General features: G+C 59.7%; 19 protein-coding genes. 4 read left to right on the forward strand and 15 right to left on the reverse strand.

The window, feature by feature from the left end:
• Positions 1 to 202 precede the first annotated feature (202 nt).
• Positions 203 to 658 (forward strand): GNAT family N-acetyltransferase, encoded by a 456-nt coding sequence (locus AC6CHO_RS08760; RefSeq protein WP_498214664.1) that lies wholly within the window; start codon positions 203 to 205, stop codon positions 656 to 658.
• 234 nt (positions 659 to 892) lie between these two features.
• Here the strand turns inward: AC6CHO_RS08760 and AC6CHO_RS08765 are convergent, their stop codons facing one another.
• The 5 genes from AC6CHO_RS08765 to rlmH all read right to left on the reverse strand — a co-directional run bounded on the left by AC6CHO_RS08765 (position 893) and on the right by rlmH (position 3733).
• Positions 893 to 1465, reverse strand: a complete 573-nt coding sequence (locus tag AC6CHO_RS08765; RefSeq protein WP_498214665.1) for a nitroreductase family protein — start codon at positions 1463 to 1465, stop codon at positions 893 to 895.
• A gap of 185 nt (positions 1466 to 1650) precedes the next feature.
• Complete coding sequence (locus AC6CHO_RS08770) at positions 1651 to 2259, reverse strand: GNAT family N-acetyltransferase (protein ID WP_498214666.1); 609 nt, start codon at positions 2257 to 2259, stop codon at positions 1651 to 1653.
• 197 nt (positions 2260 to 2456) lie between these two features.
• Positions 2457 to 2756: a transcriptional regulator gene (locus AC6CHO_RS08775; protein ID WP_498214667.1), complete on the reverse strand. Its 300-nt coding sequence runs from the start codon at positions 2754 to 2756 to the stop codon at positions 2457 to 2459.
• The gene (locus AC6CHO_RS08780; protein ID WP_498214668.1) at positions 2740 to 3213 is read right to left on the reverse strand and encodes a hypothetical protein; all 474 of its coding nucleotides are present in this window, start codon (positions 3211 to 3213) and stop codon (positions 2740 to 2742) included. Before AC6CHO_RS08780 ends, AC6CHO_RS08775 begins: the two co-directional genes overlap by 17 nt.
• A 61-nt stretch (positions 3214 to 3274) precedes the next feature.
• Positions 3275 to 3733, reverse strand: a complete 459-nt coding sequence (gene rlmH, locus AC6CHO_RS08785; protein ID WP_498214669.1) for a 23S rRNA (pseudouridine(1915)-N(3))-methyltransferase RlmH — start codon at positions 3731 to 3733, stop codon at positions 3275 to 3277.
• Between the two features lie 63 nt (positions 3734 to 3796).
• Between rlmH and AC6CHO_RS08790 the strand changes: the two genes are divergently transcribed.
• Entirely contained in the window at positions 3797 to 4510 is a 714-nt protein-coding gene (locus AC6CHO_RS08790) for a phosphatase PAP2 family protein (protein WP_498214670.1), read from the forward strand.
• On the opposite strand, the gene AC6CHO_RS08795 is transcribed toward AC6CHO_RS08790, so the two are convergent.
• Both AC6CHO_RS08795 and AC6CHO_RS08800 read right to left on the reverse strand, forming a co-directional pair.
• Complete coding sequence (locus AC6CHO_RS08795; RefSeq protein WP_498214671.1) at positions 4479 to 5450, reverse strand: D-2-hydroxyacid dehydrogenase family protein; 972 nt, start codon at positions 5448 to 5450, stop codon at positions 4479 to 4481. The genes AC6CHO_RS08790 and AC6CHO_RS08795 overlap by 32 nt on opposite strands.
• Before the next feature lie 126 nt (positions 5451 to 5576).
• Complete coding sequence (locus tag AC6CHO_RS08800; protein ID WP_498214672.1) at positions 5577 to 7424, reverse strand: calcineurin-like phosphoesterase C-terminal domain-containing protein; 1848 nt, start codon at positions 7422 to 7424, stop codon at positions 5577 to 5579.
• 173 nt (positions 7425 to 7597) lie between these two features.
• On the opposite strand from AC6CHO_RS08800, the gene AC6CHO_RS08805 reads away from it, so the two are divergent.
• Together AC6CHO_RS08805 and AC6CHO_RS08810 are read left to right on the forward strand one after the other, a co-directional pair.
• Positions 7598 to 8734: a hypothetical protein gene (locus tag AC6CHO_RS08805; RefSeq protein ID WP_498214673.1), complete on the forward strand. Its 1137-nt coding sequence runs from the start codon at positions 7598 to 7600 to the stop codon at positions 8732 to 8734.
• A gap of 50 nt (positions 8735 to 8784) precedes the next feature.
• The gene (locus AC6CHO_RS08810; protein ID WP_498214674.1) at positions 8785 to 9231 is read left to right on the forward strand and encodes an acyl-CoA thioesterase; all 447 of its coding nucleotides are present in this window, start codon (positions 8785 to 8787) and stop codon (positions 9229 to 9231) included.
• 62 nt (positions 9232 to 9293) lie between these two features.
• On the opposite strand, the gene pcaC is transcribed toward AC6CHO_RS08810, so the two are convergent.
• The 8 genes from pcaC to AC6CHO_RS08850 form a co-directional block, all read right to left on the reverse strand.
• Positions 9294 to 9692 (reverse strand): 4-carboxymuconolactone decarboxylase, encoded by a 399-nt coding sequence (pcaC, locus tag AC6CHO_RS08815; RefSeq protein ID WP_444660900.1) that lies wholly within the window; start codon positions 9690 to 9692, stop codon positions 9294 to 9296.
• A gap of 16 nt (positions 9693 to 9708) precedes the next feature.
• Complete coding sequence (locus AC6CHO_RS08820; RefSeq protein ID WP_498214675.1) at positions 9709 to 10506, reverse strand: alpha/beta fold hydrolase; 798 nt, start codon at positions 10504 to 10506, stop codon at positions 9709 to 9711.
• Positions 10488 to 11894 carry a lyase family protein gene (locus tag AC6CHO_RS08825; RefSeq protein WP_498214751.1) on the reverse strand — a complete coding sequence of 469 codons (1407 nt, stop codon included), beginning with the start codon at positions 11892 to 11894 and terminating at the stop codon, positions 10488 to 10490. Before AC6CHO_RS08825 ends, AC6CHO_RS08820 begins: the two co-directional genes overlap by 19 nt.
• 143 nt (positions 11895 to 12037) lie before the next feature.
• Positions 12038 to 12616: a protocatechuate 3,4-dioxygenase subunit alpha gene (gene pcaG / locus AC6CHO_RS08830; protein WP_498214676.1), complete on the reverse strand. Its 579-nt coding sequence runs from the start codon at positions 12614 to 12616 to the stop codon at positions 12038 to 12040.
• On the reverse strand, positions 12616 to 13422 hold the full coding sequence (gene pcaH / locus AC6CHO_RS08835) for a protocatechuate 3,4-dioxygenase subunit beta (RefSeq protein WP_498214677.1): 807 nt from the start codon (positions 13420 to 13422) through the stop codon (positions 12616 to 12618). The genes pcaG and pcaH overlap by 1 nt, the downstream gene beginning before the upstream one ends.
• Before the next feature lie 35 nt (positions 13423 to 13457).
• Positions 13458 to 14654 (reverse strand): 4-hydroxybenzoate 3-monooxygenase, encoded by a 1197-nt coding sequence (locus AC6CHO_RS08840; protein ID WP_498214678.1) that lies wholly within the window; start codon positions 14652 to 14654, stop codon positions 13458 to 13460.
• Positions 14655 to 14835: 181 nt separating this feature from the next.
• Positions 14836 to 15585: an IclR family transcriptional regulator gene (locus AC6CHO_RS08845; RefSeq protein ID WP_498214679.1), complete on the reverse strand. Its 750-nt coding sequence runs from the start codon at positions 15583 to 15585 to the stop codon at positions 14836 to 14838.
• Positions 15586 to 15594: 9 nt separating this feature from the next.
• Positions 15595 to 16788, reverse strand: a complete 1194-nt coding sequence (locus AC6CHO_RS08850; protein ID WP_498214680.1) for an MFS transporter — start codon at positions 16786 to 16788, stop codon at positions 15595 to 15597.
• Positions 16789 to 16974 lie beyond the last annotated feature (186 nt).

Consider the following 16974-nt stretch of genomic DNA (forward strand, 5'->3'; position numbering starts at 1 on the left):
GCAGGCCGGAATTTTCCAAACGAACGCTGGGTGTTGGCAGAACCAGCGCATTTTGGCTTCTGGCGCACCAGTTCATGCACAGGGTTTTCCCCCGGGCCGAGCCTGCCCTTCGCCGGAGACGCCTTGGGATCTGCCTGCAGCACTTCCTAAAGATACGCGGTCATATTTCGGCGTTCGAATCGTGGAGAGGTAGCGTTGAAGGATGCTCGAACTAGTGCGTGCAACAGGCATCGATAATGCAGAGGTTTCAGAGTTCCTGCGCATTGCTGACCTCACGCTGAGCGGGCTTGAATCTCCTAATGTGCATTTGTGGATCTTGCGGGATGCAACAACGGACCGCATTTTCGCCACCACTGGATATGAAAGCAGCGAAGACGGCCAGCATGCACTAATCCGAAGCGTTGCGGTGGCTCCCGAACTGCGCGGCGGCGGCATCGGATTGGAACTTGCACAATTTGCGATGGATCGAGCGGTCGAGGCTGGAGCAAAACAAGCGTGGCTGTTTAGCCGCAGGTCCGGACCGTTTTGGCAGAAAGCAGGATTCAGCTCAGCAGACACGAAGGATCTTGCCGTGGCCCTGGCCTCGACGCACCAGGTGCAACTCTTTGCTGAAACAGGCCAGCTTGAAGATGAAGTTGCCTGGGGCCGGCAGCTCTAAGGGAATCACCTCGGCGCAGAATCGCACTCGAACTCAAGCCCAATGTGTCTGCGGCCTACGGGCAATGAACCGCGTACCTCAAGTTCCGATACCAGTTGCACCGCAGCTGAATTGGCCGGGAATTTTACGAGGATGCTTAGCGAGCATTACTGGCTCAAGAATGGCCGGACATGAATTCCTATGCGGAAGCAAAATCCCGCGTGAATAAAGTAATTATTGTCCGGGCCAGAACGTTCAGCATCGCGACCAGATGATCTCATCAAGACTCAGGCGTTCTCGACTGGTACCAGGCGCTTCTACTTCATCTGCGCAGGGGGTTGCGGTACCGAACGCGGTTATCGACGTGACCTCCCAGTGGGATGGCACGGCGAAGTCCGAGACAATTCCGTCGCGGTCAAAGGCTCGGAACTGATGAGCCGCCAAGCCCATCGACAGGCCTTGAACTGTCATATGAGCGACTGCCTGTCCAAGGTCGTAGCGCGCAAACTCGGAATACTCCCAATCTTCAGTGCCTTCAACGAAGATATGTGCCAGATTCACTACCAGCAGCGAAGCGCTCGGAGCCCACATAGATGAACTACGCGCCAAACGGCGCAGTATTTGCTCATGGTTTGCATCGCCTCGTCGAGCAACAATGAATTTCCATGGCTGTGAATTTCCAGCCGACGGCGCACGTCGAGCCGCTTCCAACAGCACGTCGACTTCGATGCTTGTCACAGTGGATTCGGAGTCGAAGCGCATTGGGCTGAAACGGCCTGCTAACGCGGGGTGCAGGGATGGATCGACCGGGACGGGGCATTTATTCATGTTCTTCATTCTCCAGCAGCTCATAGCCAGGGCGGCGAAGCCATCGAGGGGTACTCCCATCGCAAGGCCGCTACGCGATACCACGTGGTCAACATCAATTTAGTTGAGGCGTTGGCATGGATTCATGTTCTTGGTGTTTGGCAAGGTCGAACGAGCAAGATCATCGACCGCCACGCTGTGTTCGCTCAGCGGTTTTTCGAGAGCCGAAGATCCAACCCGCTGCGAACTTGGGGCCACTCAGAGGCGACAATCGAGAAATAGACGGTATCTCGAAGTGAACCATCGGCCATTCGGCTTGTTGCACGCAAGACGCCATCTTGTTTTGCACCCAGACGGGCAATTGCGGCTCTGGACTGCATATTCATCCAGTGCGTGCTGAAGACCACGGCGACGCATTCCAGGGTTTCAAATGCGTGGGCCAGCAGCAGTCGCTTGCTATCGGGATTAGTTCCCGTTCCTTGCGCGCTGGTTGCATTCCAGGTGTAGCCGATCTCCAAGCGTGGCAGCTCAGCGTCAATGTCGCAGTACGTGGTCATTCCGATGATCTTTCCGGGTTCACCAGTCACTGGATCATTCAGCCGTGTCGTGAAGGGAAGCATGGATCCGGCTTCTTGCATAGATAAGCGACGCTGGATTTCGCTGCGCATTTCTTCGGGACGGGGCACAGCTGTGTACCAAAGATTCCAAAGTTCACCGTCGCAGGCAGCATCGACAAGCCCGTCATGATGATCCTCGCTTAGCGGTTCGAGAGTGACATATTTTCCGCGCAGGGTTACTGGATTGAGCCTAGCCATAACCTCACTTTAGCTTCCCTGTGCTCCAACCGTGCCTGTGCAGTATTCGCGTCCTGCTCCACAGACAGCGGCAATGATCCTGCGCCCGTGAATCAGGTTTCAGCGACAGGCAAGACGGCAGGACTTGTTGATCCTGGCTCGGTGTGGGATTCTGCCGTCAAACATGGCCGGTTGTTCGTCGATTGCGGTGCCTTTACCTAATTTGCGGTAATTTCCCGAAGCGCGGCGACGTGGCCAACATAGGCTCGACGGCCGGCCGTGGTTAGCGATACTCGCACGTGGCTGCGGCCCAGTTTCGTGAACCGTTCAATATCAACGTAACCGGCATCGCCCAGTTGTTTCAGATGCTTGCTGAGCACCGAGTCAGCGACGCTCAGGTTCTGTTTAAGATGCGCGAATTCTGCCCAGTCGACCGGGGCAAGGCTCGCGCAAATCCGCAACCGTAGTGGCGCATGGATCAATTCATCAAACTGGGCTTTGCTAGTTGGCTTGGTCATTGCCGTCCTCGACGCGTGCCTTGTTGTAGGCGGTCTGCATCTTTGTCACCAAAAACATGCCACTAATGAACGTGACGACAATTTTCGCGAAAACTTCTTCGATATTGGTAGCGTCCCAGAACCTGAGGCAATTGATCAGCAGGATGCAGAGAAAGAAGTATCCTGCGTAAACACCCGTCTGGAGGCTTGGGGTATTGATCAGTGGGCGTGGTTTTGCACGGCCGCGTTGAGCCAAGACGTACCAAGTGATCAACGGAAGATAGAGCAATGCCAGCCAATAGGCCTGTGGTGGATAAGCCTGGAACAGGGTAAAGACCACAGCGGAAACTGCGACGACGCTGGTGAGTAATCCACGCGGGTTTCCAGACGTCTTGACCATCTGTTCTGTTTCATGTTCGACAGATTGCAGCAGTTTGGCCGCGTGATCTTTAGGCTGGGGATCCTTCGGCGAAGTCATGGCAACTACTTTCCTTTATGGAAAGTCTTGTCTTTCCAATCTGGAAAGTCAATTGTTTGGCTTACACGTGATGATATTTTCCACCAGCCAAGATGTCCTGTGCGCGGTAGAGCTGTTCAGCGAGAATTAAGCGCACCAGCTGGTGCGGGAAGACGAGTTTGGACAAGGACCAGGTGAAGTCGGCACGGGAATGCACCGTGGGATCCACGCCGTAGGCTCCGCCGATAATGATCACGACATTGCGTGAAGCATCGATGGGGGCGCGTAGCTTGTTTGCCAATGCCGGGGAGTCCACATTTTTGCCACGTTCATCGAGCAAGACTACGAAGTCGCGATCATCAATCTTCGCCAGGATGCGTGCGGACTCTTCGGTGCGGGCAGCGTCGTTCTCGCGTGATGAGTGGTTGAGCAACTGCCAGGTGAGGTTAAACGGCTTCTTGAGGCGCTTCTCATAGCGGGAAATGCCCTCATCAACCCACGACTCATGTTTCTTGCCAACTGCCAGCACCTTAATTGTCATGCTTCCATTGTTCCGCATTCCTCGGTTGGATGCTTTGGATCAGGCACCGATACGATGGAGGATATGAGAAACCCCAGACCACTTCCGCAAGGCAAACAACCTAGCGGCGTGCAGGTGCTCTGGATGATCTTTGGCATCGTCACCGCGATCTTCTATTTCACCCGGCGGGTGCTGGTCTCATTGCATGCAGGCGGATGGGCCACAGACCTGGATGCACCTGCCTATCAATGGGTCTTGGACAATCAGTCGCCGGCCCTTTTTGCGGTCTCCGATTTTTTGTACTTCTGGGGATCAACGCCGGGCATGAGCATCATCATGGTGCTGATTACCGGGCTGCTGAGCTGGAAAACACGAAGCATCTGGCCATTTATTGCCGTGGCGCTGACCGCAGCGGTTTCTGTCGGACTGACCATTTTGCTCAAGGCCAGCCTGCAAGTGCACCGCCCGGAAGGCATTCCAGGCGGGCCGACGCCACCGCTGTCCTATTCGTTCCCCAGCGGCCATACGCTTAATTCCGCGGCGCTGATTGGCATCTCTGGCTACCTGGCCATCATTTACGGGCTGCGCCGCTACGCCTATCTCATCGCCATCGTGGCAACGTTGTTTGTTCTCGCCATGGGCGCATCGCGAATCTACATTGGGCACCATTGGGTTTCGGACGTGCTGGTGGGCTTGCTGATTGGAACCGCGTGGGCTGCCGTCGTCGCCATCCTGCACTACTTCTTCGTGCCGTGGCGCAGGGTTGCTAGCTCAGCACGCGGATCGGTGAACCGCTAGCCCAAGCTCGAATATCCTCCACAGCGTCCCGGTAGAACATCGAGAACTGCTCGATGGTTACGTAGCCAATATGCGGGGTTGCAATCACGCCACGGGTGCCCAGCAGCCGGTCCTTGGCCGGCAATGGCTCGGTGTCGAAAACATCGAGTGCCGCCAAGTAGAGTCGTTCGTTTTCAAGGGCTTCGATAAGTGCAGGAGTCTGCACGATTCGGCTGCGCGAAGTATTCACCAAAATGGATTCCGGCCGCATCCAGGCCAACTGCTTTGAACCAATGACACCGGTGCTGCGCTCCGAGAGTTTCAGATGAATGGTTACGATGTCGCTGGTGGCAAAAAGCTCCGCCTCGGAGACCAATTCCACGCCGACCTCGGTGGCCCGAGCCTTCGTGAGGTTCTGGCTGTAGGCAATGACCCGCATGCCAAAAGCCAACCCGACCTTCGCCACCTTGGAACCCAAATTCCCCAGTCCATACACGCCAAGGGTTTTCCCCGCCAGGCCCATGCCGAAGCTCGTTTGCCACGGTTCGGCTTCGGAGCGAGGGGACTTCGAGGAAAAGAGCTCTACATCCAGCCTGCGGGCCGCAGCCAAGATCAATGCCCAGGTGTGTTCCACCGCGTCGGTGGGGACATAGCCGGTATGCGACACCACGACGCCGTGCTCGATGGCAGCTTCCAGATCGATGGCGCCATTGCGTCGACCGGTGGTGACCAGCAGTTTCAACTGCGGCAACAGCTCGAACCGCGACGCGGGAAACGGTGTGCGCTCGCGCATGGCCACGATGACATCAAAGCCTTTCAGCGCAGCGCAGACAGCTGTGTCGTCATGTCCGAGGTGTTCGGTAAATACTGTCAGCTCGGCGTTGAGCTCGGTCGCCAGCCCTTCAAAATCTGCGAGGTCGGTAGCGACGTTCTGGTAGTCATCCAAAATGGCAATGCGCATGAGTTCATCCTAGGTGTTCCTGTGCCGTGATGACCCTTTAGTTACTTCGTTGCCAGCCTTTAGGCAGCCGGAATGCACAACGGCGGCTGGCACCCAGGGCACCAGCCGCCGTTCACAGATTGGCTGCTAGCCGGTGACTTCGAATTCGAGCTTGTCGGTGAAGGAACGACTGTGGACATCCGTGGCCGTCACTTCAGCGGTGTGCGATCCGGTTTCCAGATCATCTGGCAGTTCAAGACGCCACAAATGGCTGGTCTTCTCAGGCAGTCCGCCACCGTGGACAAACTGCTCGGCGATAGCCACCGGGTCAGAGTACTTGGCGCCAGTTCGTGCGGTTTCGCCGGTGAGCGATTGCGTGCGCGTTGACTTGAGCGGGGCGTTTCCATCGATGGAAACCGCCACCGTGGAACCGGTGCTCCCCATCCAGAAGTTGGTGGTCAGCCAGGTGTCCTCGGCCAAACCGCTGCGGCTCACCGACAACGGGTTCTCCAGCGCCTCGATGGTGCCGTATTCCTTGTCGACATTTTCCTTGTACCAATCACGGTAGGCAGGAGTGTTCAGGCCTACGGCCATCTGGTTGCTCTCATCACCGCCGGTTGGGGTGAAGCGCTCGGTGATCTTGGTGTTCTTGATGTCCAAGGTCAGCACCCCTGGTGGCGTGCCGTCTTGCTGGAGGGAGGTCGGGTAACCGGTCTCGGTGACTCGCCCGCCGTACCACTGGCCGGCAACTGCCGGAACCGTCAGGTGGGTGAAGGGCAAGCCATCCTCGCCGACTTCGTCCAGCCAGCCCTTCATCAGATCGCCTTCGCGAAGGTTTTCAGACATGTGGGTGTGGCCGCCCAGGGAGACCACTTCGCGGCCCTTGAGGATCTTGTAGATTTCCTTGACCTCTTTGGTGGTGTGCTCATCGTTGAAGAAGAATTCCAGCAATGGGCTGTGGCCGGCGAGGACGATGGCCTTGTTCTTCGGCACCTTGGCAATGTCTGCGCGCAACCATTCAAGCTGCTGCTTGCCGAGCTGGTAGGTGTAGTCGCTTCTCTTAGCAGGAACCTTGGTGGGGTACTCGATGGTGTTCAGGGCAACCACGTGGGTTTTGCCCGTGTCGTAGGAGTAGTACTCGGGGCCGAACTGGGCGCGGTAGGTATCAAATTCGTGCACGCCGTCGAGCGAGTCGAAGTCGATGTCGTGGTTTCCGGGAAGAAAACGAGCCGGGCCATTGAGCATGGAAGTCAGTTCGCGGGTCTGGGCGAACAAGGACAGGTCATTGCCGACGAGGTCGCCGATGAACAGCACCCCGCACCCGGTGTAGTCGGTGCGGGCAGCGAGGTCGGCGAAGGCGCCCTTGCGAGCGTATTCGACTTCCTGCTGGTTATAGGTCTGCACATCGGCGCCGATGGCGCAGCTCTGCTCAGGGGATTGGGTGGCTTCGCTGCGAGCCAGCGGGAAGTTCACGGCCTCTGGCAATTCGCCGGTGGGGGCAATGCCGCCGTATTTCAGCTTGGGGGAGCCGTCTGGCAGGTGAATGTAGGAGAACTGCGCGACGTTATTTTCGTCGACTGGCACCTGGAAGCCGCGTGGCTGGGTGACAAAGGCTGTCATGTTCTCAAAGGCAGGCAGCGCATAGCGGCCCTGCGAATCGGTGGTGACAACATCTCGGCCATTGGAAACGGTGACTTTGGGCAGTCCTGGCTCGTTGGCGTCCTGCTTGGAGTTCTTGTTGCGGTCCTCGAAAACGACGCCTTCCAGCGTCTTGCCTGCTGCTGGAGACTTTTTGCCGGCTGCACGGACCACCTGGACTGCTCCCCGGTAGGCTGAGGAGTTCCAGTCCGCAGCCGTCGTAGCTGCTGGTTCTGGATCGGGTGCGGAATTGGCGGCCGTGAGAGCGGCCGAAGCTGCCAGGACAACGAGTGTTCCTGCAGTGATGCGCAGTGGGGTGATGTGATTGGTTTTGCCGGGTCGAGCGAAGAATTTCACGTGCGTTCCTCCGGGGTGGTGGCAATCTGCCGGCCCTCTGGCCGGCCTTTGCCAACGCTGTCAATCTCAGATGAATAACAGCACCCGCTCAGGTAATGTCGAATTATCGATTCCGTAAATACTTACAAGGTGTCTTGGGCGTATTTAGCAATCTATGACCAGAGAAAGCGGTTGTGACCATGGAAATTGTTGACGCACTGCTGCAGGGGCAGCGCGGTCGGCGGCTGTTGTGGGAATTCATGACGGCCGGCGAAGAAGAGTCGCAATCTGATTTTTCCCCGCATCCTTTGTACGAGGCGATGTACTACGCCTCAACCGGAATCGATGACCTGCAGTATCGCGGGCTCGAATCATCCGACGTGATCGTTGAGACTGAGCGCACCGTGCGGGAAGGGGCAGAGAAGCTCGCCGAATTGCTTGAACGTACCGAGCTTTTCGAAGTAAAGCATTGCATGTTGCAATCGGCATTGGAAAGTTCCGTCGACGCGGCGATGTACTGGCAACCACCGTATGGGCAAGAATTCGTCTTGGCATCCCCGATCCTCAGCGTCCAGCTGGAGAGAATCGCAAAACACATCGCGGCTTCGGGGCAAATAGATTATTGGTTCGACCCGCTGGATATGGCAGCGCAGCACCGGGTGAATTTCGATATAGCGGGGTCTCTTGCCCCTGCTACGGATAAGAAGCGGACTGGTCTTGAATCATTGATCGCGTGGAAAGATCACGTGCTCCGAACCGAAATGCGTGATGCCCGGGAGAACCAGTCACGCCCGATAGGGAATTTCAGCGGTGAATGGTGGTCGGCACCAAACATGTACCTAGAGGAAACGTGCGGAGAATTCGCTACGGCGCAACCTATTGGTTTGATTTGCGTTGAAGACGGCTTCGGGTGGGAAAAAGCAACCACAAGATTAGTAGACATACCCCCTAGCGCCAGCGTTCTGGAAATTTCCTCAGCGGAGCAATGGGTCAAGCTCTGCCAAGATCACCCAATCGAGGTCACTGCACAGAAACGCCACGACTGGTATCACGTCACGGGCCGTGACGGTGCGTGGGCCATTCCAGATTGGCTAGCCGTAGCACGCAATTATGACGGGGTGCATCTGAGTATCGGCGCCTACCTCGCGCTCGCCGGACAATGCCTGCCGGTAGATGCTAAATTCGCTACGCTCATAGCCGGGTGGGACCCCGGCAAAACGTATTGGTTCATCGATGGCTTGCTCGAGAGCGAACCATCGAAATACTGGAAATGCGTGGATGCCAACAGCAATAATGCGCACTGGGTCTTGGACGAACGCTCTAGGGGGTAACGCTCTGTCACGCTGAGGGCGATGTACTTGAACTCTGATCCAATAGGTTCATGAGCAATGAAGCAGCCAATGAATTGGCAGCCGCAACGGAAATAATGTTGCAGCTGCGCTGGTCGGATCAGGATGCCTTGGGGCATGTCAATAATGCCCGCATCGTCACGCTGATGGAAGAAGCACGCATCCGCTGGACCCGGCAAGATGGGAAGGCAGGACGATTCGAATTCGGAACGGTCGTGGCTTCCCTCCAGATCGACTACAAACGGCCACTGCATTACCAGCCTGAAATGCTGATCCGCATGGGGATCAGTCGCGTCGGCAACAAGTCGTTCACCGTGCGGGGCATCGGCTACCAGGACGGCCAGCCGGTGTTCGATTCCACCACGGTCATGGTTCCGCTGGCCGCCGACGGAGTTTCCTCGCGGGTGCTCAGCGATCAGGAACGCAGCTGGCTGGAATCATCGCTGATTCCAGCCGCTGGCGCACGATCGCTTAACTGAGCTAGCCTTCTGGCGCCGTCTCGTTGGCGGGCGGTCCGTCGAACTGGCCGCGGCCGCAGCAACTATTGCGCGGCGTATTCGTCCAAGACCTTCTTGCCGATCTTGAAGGCAACGTTTGCGGCGGGCACGGAGCAGTAGATGGCGCATTGCAGGAAGACTTCCTTGATTTCCTCCGGAGTCATTCCATTGCGCAGGGCAGCATGCACGTGCATTTCCAGCTCTTCCCAGTACCCGCCGGCAATCATGGCGGTCAAGGTGATGGCGCTGCGGGTGGTGCGCGGCAAACCGTCACGGGTCCAAATGGTTCCCCACGCGTAGCGGGTGATCATTTCCTGGAACTCGTCGGTGAACTCGTTTGAATTCTTGGTGGAACGGTCGACGTGCTCGTTGCCAAGGACTTCGCGGCGCACGCCCATGCCTGCGTCATAGGTATCGCCCGGCAGGCGCTGGGATTCTGTCATGGTGTACTGCTCTTTCCTAGTTGGCGAGGAAGAAATCGGCCAGCAGGGCTGCGGTTTCTTCCGGTGCTTCAGCGGGAGCCAGATGGCCTGCGGTGTCAATAATGGCAGCCTGGCCATGCGGTGCGTTCTCGGCGATGAACTGCGCGTCCGCCGGAGGGCACACCTGGTCTTGGGCGCCGTTGATGGCCAGAACCGGGTCGGTGGTCCCTTGCAATTGCCCACGCACGTCGAAGCCAGCCAAGGCGCCACAGACGTGGGCGTAGGCAAAGCAGTCAGCATCCTGCAGGCTGTGCAGCAAGCTGGCTGAGATTCCAGGTTCCTTCTCGATGAACCCCGGAGCGAACCAGCGCTGGGCAGAACCTGCGACCATGGTCGGGGTTCCGGCTTTGGCAACAAGCTCGGCGCGCTCGGTCCACCCCTCGGGGGTGCCGATCTTGGCTGCCGAGCAGATCGAGGACAAGGCGTTGAAGAAGCCTGGATGATCCACCGCCAGCTGCAGTGCGGTGGCGCCGCCCACTGATACCCCGGCATAGAACAGCTTGGCGCCATCGGTGATGACCCCGTCAGCCCGCAAGGCTTCGACCATGGTGGTGACGCCGGTGGCGAGCTCTGCCAGGGTGAACTCTTGCGCCGATGGCTTGCTGGCACCGTGCCCGGGCAGATCCCAGGCGATGACCTGGAAATGCTCTTTGAGGTAGGGCAGGGCGGGGGCCCACAGAGGCAGGGCCGCGGTGCCCAGGGAGGGTCCTGCGATGAGGGTGGGGAGGTTGCTGTCGGTATGCAGCAGCGACGGAGTTAGTTCTGGGACTGCCATTGTTCCTTCCGTGCCGAATAATCGGCTAATACAGTTGCGGTGAAGCGATCCGCGGCACCAAGGTAGCCGGCGGGATCAAAGAGTTCGGCCAGTTCGGCATCACCCATCCGATCTGCGGGAACCTGCGAACGCAGAAGTTCGTGCAGGGACAGCTCTTCATCCAAGCTGCGGCGCACCAGCTTCTGGATGGCTGTCTTGCCTCCGTCCACCAGCGGTGCCAGGACGGAAGCCAGGCGTTCGGAGAGCACTGCGTCGCCGCCCAAGGCGAGGTTCCGCCCGATGGCCGGAAGATTGACGCCCAGGCCGTTGGCCAGGAACGCTGCGTGGGATGCGGCTCCTGCTCCCAGGCGGGCCAGTTCGCGCAGTGCGCCCCATTCGGCATGCCAGCCGCCGTCGGGGCGTTCATCCACCGCGGTGCCTGCAGCGGTGAAGAGCGTGGAGAGCAGCCCGGGGGCGCTGAATGCGGCATTGCGCAGCAGCACAGAACGCACCGGATTCTGCTTTTGCGGCATGGCCGAGGAACCGCCCTTGCCCGCTTCGCGTGGCTCGGACAGCTCGCCGATCTCCGGACGCGAAGATGTGAGCACATCTGCACCAAAGGTGCCCAGCGCCGCAATGGCCGCGCCCAGGGCGGAGCCGAGCTGGAGAATTGGCATGCGGTTGGTGTGCCATGGCGTGCCCGGATCCCGCAGGCCCAGGACGCGGGCAAGCTGGGAACTGAGCTGCTGGCTGCTGGCCGTGGTGCCGCTGGCCCCGTCGAGGAATTGTTCCAGGGAGGCCAGGGTTCCCACCGCCCCGCCCCACTGCAGGCGCAGCTGCCTCGAAGCTGTGTCCAGCTGCTTTTCGGCGTCCACGATGGCCGAGAGCCAGCTGGCGGCCTTCCAGCCGAAGGTGGTTGGCAACGCGTGCTGGGTCAGCGAACGGGCAATGCACACCGTTGTGCGGTGGGCCTGCGCGAGGCGGGCCAACCCGTCGGCGGCACTGCGCAGATCGGCCAGGGTCTGGGCCATGGTCTTGGACAGGACCAGCATCAGCGCGCTGTCGATGATGTCTTGGCTAGTCGCCCCGCGGTGCAGGGCCGTGCTTGCGCAGTGCGGCGCGCCATCGCGGGCGAGCAGTTCGCGCATCATGCCCAGCAAGGGGATCAGCGCGTTGGCGCCATCGGGAGTCCGCGAAGCCAAGAGCGCCAGGTCGTAGCGTTCCACGCTGGCCACCGAATGAACTGCCTGCGCGTCCTCGGCGCTGCACAGTGAGGCATCGGCCTGGACCTGCACCCAGGCAGCCTCGACATCCAGCATGGCCTGGACAAATGCGCTGTCGCTGGACAAGGAAGCTGCCGCGGTGCCGGCCCACGCCGGGGCCAGCACGCCGTAGTCTGCGCCATCCATCAAGACCCTCGATTCTTCACTGGTTCAATTTGTTCCCACGCTCTAGAACTCTAGCGCCAGAGCGCTGGTTGCCACCGGCATCAGCCGGCGCACCCGTCATAATCCCTACGCGCAAGCCGCCGCCAAGAAGGCCGAGCCCGTTTCTAGCTTTCGCGCGGATAGGAGAGGAAGACGGTTTCATCTTCGCCCTGCAAGCGCAGATCCAAGCGCAGGGAACCGTCGTCCTCGCGGGTGGCGATCAGGGTCTTGCGCTCGGCCTCGGACAGCGAGGACAGCAGCGGATCGCTGGCCAGCGCTTCGGCATCGTCGGGCAGGTAGATCCGGGTGAACAGCCGGTTCATCAAGCCGCGGGCGAACACCGTGAGCATGATGAACGGCGCCTTGCCGGCTTCGGTGGCTCCCGGGTTGAGAGTGGTGAAGGTGTAGTGGCCGGCATTGTCCACCGCGGTGCGTCCCCAGCCGGTGAAGGTGTAGCCATCACGAACCAGCGAGCCTTCGCGGGAAACCACATTGCCCTTTTCATCAGCCTGCCAGATTTCCAGCAGCGCGTCGGGAATGACTTCGCCCTTGCCGTCATAAACCACCCCGTGCAGTCGCACGGAGTTGGGGTGTGCCTGGTTGACCAGCTCATTGTCCTTGTCATAGGGCAGTGCGTAGCCGTAGAACGGGCCGATGGTCTGCCCTGGAGTGGGCGCAAGTTTCAGTTCTGGAGCGTTAGCCATTAGTGCTCTCCCTCTTCCTCTTCCATCCAGGTGCGGTTGGACCCGGTCAGTACGATGTCCCAGTTGTAGCCGGTGGCCCATTCATGGGAGGTGATCGAGTGGTCGTAGGTGGCCACCAGACGGTCGCGCGCGTCCTGATCTGTGATCGATTGGTAGATCGGATCCAGCGCGAAGAGCGGATCGCCCGGGAAGTACATCTGGGTGATCATGCGCTGGGTGAAGTCCGTGCCGAAGAGCGAGAAGTGGATATGTGCCGGACGCCAGGCATTGTGGTGGTTTTTCCATGGGTACGGGGCCGGCTTGATGGTGGTGAACGAATATTCGCCGTTGGCTCCGGTGATGGCCCGGCCCACCCCGGTGAAGTTCGGGTCAATGGGCGCGGGGTGCTGATCGCGCTTGTGGACATAGCGGCCGGCGGCGTTGGCCTGCCAGATTTCCACCAGCTGCCCGGCGACCGGGCGGCCGTCGCCGTCCAGCACCCGGCCGGAGACAACGATGCGCTCGCCGATGGGTTCGCCGTTGTGCTGGATGGTCAGGTCCGACTCCAGTGCGTGCACATCGCGCTGGCCGAAGGCCGGGGAGTGCAGCTCGATGGTTTCAGGGTCTGCGTGGTGCAGGTTCTTGGTGGGGTGGCGCAGCAGCGAGGAGCGGTAGGGGGCGAAGTCCACCCGTGGCTGGGTTTCGGCCTTTTTGCCGGAGAGCAGCTGCTGGCGGTAGTCCTCGTGGACGCTGGAGATTTCCGCGCTGATATCTTCCTGCGTGGCCGTGGTGGCTGCTGGATCCAGTGCGTTGGTATTGGCGCTCATATCGGCTCCTATCTGAAAAATTGTTGAGGTGGGCGTTAAGCGTGGGGCCAGCCGGTGTAGGACTCGGCCAGGTATTGCTGTCCGAAGCGCGAGGAAGTCACGGTATCAAGTTCCCCCAATGCGCGCTTGGCCATGAACGGGTCGCCGCCTACCGGGGTGTGCAGCATGGAGGTCATCCAGTAGGAGAAGTTCTGCGCCTTCCAGACTCGTTTCAACGCGAGATCCGAATAGCCCTCCAGTAGGTTCTCGCTGCCGGTGGAGAAGTAGGAATCCAGCGCTTCGAAGAGCACCTTCACATCGGCGAAAGCCAAATTCAGGCCCTTGGCACCGGTGGGAGGAACGGTGTGACCGGCATCGCCGATCAGGAACATCCGCCCGTGCGAGAGCGGTTCGCGGACAAAGGAGCGGAAGCCCAGCACGGTCTTGTCGAAGATCGGCCCGGTCTTGAGCTGGAAGTTATCCGGGCCGTCCACTCGCTGTTGCAGCTCAGCCCAGATGCGGTCATCACTCCATGCGTTGACATCTTCATTCGGGTCGCACTGGAAATACATGCGCTGCACGGTTTCGCTGCGCTGGGAGATCAGTGCGAAGCCATGTGGCGAGTTTGCGTAGATCAGTTCCGGCGCGGACTTTGGTGCCTCGGCGAGGATGCCGAACCAGGCGAAGGGGTAGGAGACCTTGAAGTCTTGGCGCAGGGTATCTGGCATCTGGCGGCGGGCGAAGGAGCGTGATCCGTCGGCCCCGACGATCACATCTGCGTGCACCTCGAAGAGGCTGCCTTCGGCATCGGTGAAGCGGAACTTCGGGGTGGAGGTTTCCATGTCGAGGATCTCTGTGACCTCGCAGCCGTAGCGCACATCGCCCTGGTCGCGCTGCCGGGCGGCGGCCAGGTCCACGTACACCTCGTTCTGCGCGTACAGGGTCACGGTGGCGTCGACCAGATCGCGGAAATCCAGCGGGTGGGACTCGCCGTTGAAGCGCAGGTCGATGCCCGCGTGCTCGTCTCCGTGGCTGAGCACCCGCCCGCCCACTCCGGATTCGGTGAGCATGGCGACGGCTTGGGATTCGAGGATGCCTGCGCGGTGGGTATTTCGGATCGTTTCGTGCTCGCGCATTTCCACAACGATGTTCTCAATGCCCGCTGCGGCCAACAGGTGGGAGAGCATGAGCCCTGCCGGACCGCCGCCGATGATGCCGACCTTGGTTTTCAGGATGCGTGGCGCCTGTGCCATGGGTCCTACCTGTCTGTGCCGGGACCAGCGGGCGGATTCCCAGCTGCAGTGCAGGGGTCCGGTGCTGACCGAGGAAATGGGGTCTTGCATAAGAATGCGTGCGTGGCTGGCCTGCGATCAGCCTGATTCTCATTGAATGAGAAAAATGGGACGGGATCCGCATGCTGATCTGCCGATCGTCCTAGGCCGAACCGCCCGGCAGCAGCGCCCTGGAAATACCCCGAGCGGCGGTGCGCAATGCCAGCCCGGCGGATTGCACCGCTCGGGTTTGGCGGGGGAGCACCACGGAGATCACGGCTTCTTGGTATCCGGCATCATCAAGGATGGGAGCCGCGACGCCGGTTGTTTCCGGATCGATGAAGCCATCGAATGTGGCATAGCCGGTGCGGCGGATCTCAGCCATTTCGGCCCGGAAATCCGGGTAGGTGGCAGCCATGATCGCCTGGTGGCGGGATAGGTAGTCACGGATGGTTTCCGGACGGGAAAAAGCCAGCAGGGCCATCCCCATGGAGGTGCGGTGCACCGGCATGCGTCCAGCCACATTGGCCTGGTTGATGACTGATCCAGGGCGCGAAAGCCGTTCGATGATCAGCACCTCGTCCTGGTGCAGCACAGAGAGCTGGGTGTTCTGCTTCAGAAGCTGGTTGATGTCCTCCATGAAGGGCAGCGCCGCCGTGCGCAGATCCTGGGTGGCTGCACTGCGATTCGCCAGCTCCCATAACCGCAGGCCCAGCCGAACCTGTCCCGAGGCATCGCGGCTGAGCAAATCGTGTTCCACCAGCGAATCCAGCAGCCGGTACATGCTTGCTACCGGGATATCGGCCCGGCGCGCCAGAACGCTGACGCTGAGCGACTGGTTTTTCGCGTCGAAGGAATCAAGGATCCGCACCAAGCGGTCCAGCATTGAATCCCCGCTAGGAGAATTGGCCATGGTGCAACTCTAGCCACGCTGTGGCTTCGGGATCTGCGCGATGACCACGACAGCCAGCAACGCTGCTCCGCCGTAAAGGAAAAACGCACCCGGGTACGCCGTTCCGGCGGCGACCATCAAGCCGGTGATGTAGGGGCCGATGATGGCGCCAAAGCGTCCGATGCCCGAAGCTAGCCCAATGCCGGTGGCGACCAGGTTGCGTGGATAGACGTGGCCAGCATAGGCATACATCAGGCACTGGGCGCTGAAGACGAAAATGCCGGTGACAAAGAGGACCGCGGTCAAAAGGACTTGGCTGCCAAAAGGCGCCGCCAGCAGCAGCAATAATACTGCCGAAGCCGCGAACCAGATCAGCGAGACGAGCTTGATGCCCTTGGCGTCGGCCGCGTAGGCGCTGATGACCAGGCCTGCGATGGCACCCAAGTTCAGTACGAAGAGCATTGTCAGCGAATCGGCCACCGGATAGCCGGCAGCGCCCATGATCTTGGGAAGCCATGCGTTCAGGCCGTAGACCAGCACCAGGCCCATGAAAGCCGCGATCCACAAGCCGATCGAGGTGCGCAGGTATTGGGGCTTGAGCACATCGGAGATCGAGGTGCGCTCATTGCTCGAGACCACTTCGCTCTCCGGAAGCTTGAACCAGAGCAGTACCAGAAGGGCAAGGCCCAGCCCGCCTCCAAGGAAGTACAGCGCCGCCCAATGAACACCGGCTGCCTTGCCTGCCAGGGATGCCAGGACAGCGCCCAGATGGTAGCCGACCATCGGCAAGTTGTTGGCCAATGCGCGCCGCCCCACCGGGGCATTCTCCTGCATCAAGGCCAGTGCCACGGGCATGCAGCCGCCGAGTCCCAGGCCCGCGATGAAGCGGAATGCACCCATCAAGACGGCGCTCGGGAGGAACGGGAAAAGCAAGGTGAACACCGAAAAGACGAGAACTGCGATCAGCAGCGGGCGGCGCCGCCCGAACCGGTCGGCCATGCGCCCCATCGTGGCTGCCCCGACGCCGACACCGATCAGCGAGAAGGTATTGACCCAGTTCATCTCGCTCACGCTGAACCCGCCGACGTTAGGATCGGTGAGCATCGGAATGGTGGCGCCCAGGGCAACGATGTCGTAGCCCTCGAAAACGACGATGAAGAAGCAGAGCAGGGCTATCCAGCCACCAAGCTTGAATTTCTGGGTATCGGTTTGCGGTGAAGACATGAGGCGCCCCTTTGTGATCTCTCAGTGCATTGCGCGTGATGGGTGTCACGGCGTTGTGATCCTAGCACTATTTTCACTGTGCGTACTAATGTTCATCAAGCGAACTTATCGATGCACCTTGAAGAGGCGGGTGAGGGCTGGTAAAGTTCATATAACGAACTTAAGTTCACAATGTGAACATCCTTT

Source organism: Glutamicibacter sp. GQ173, assembly GCF_059759215.1.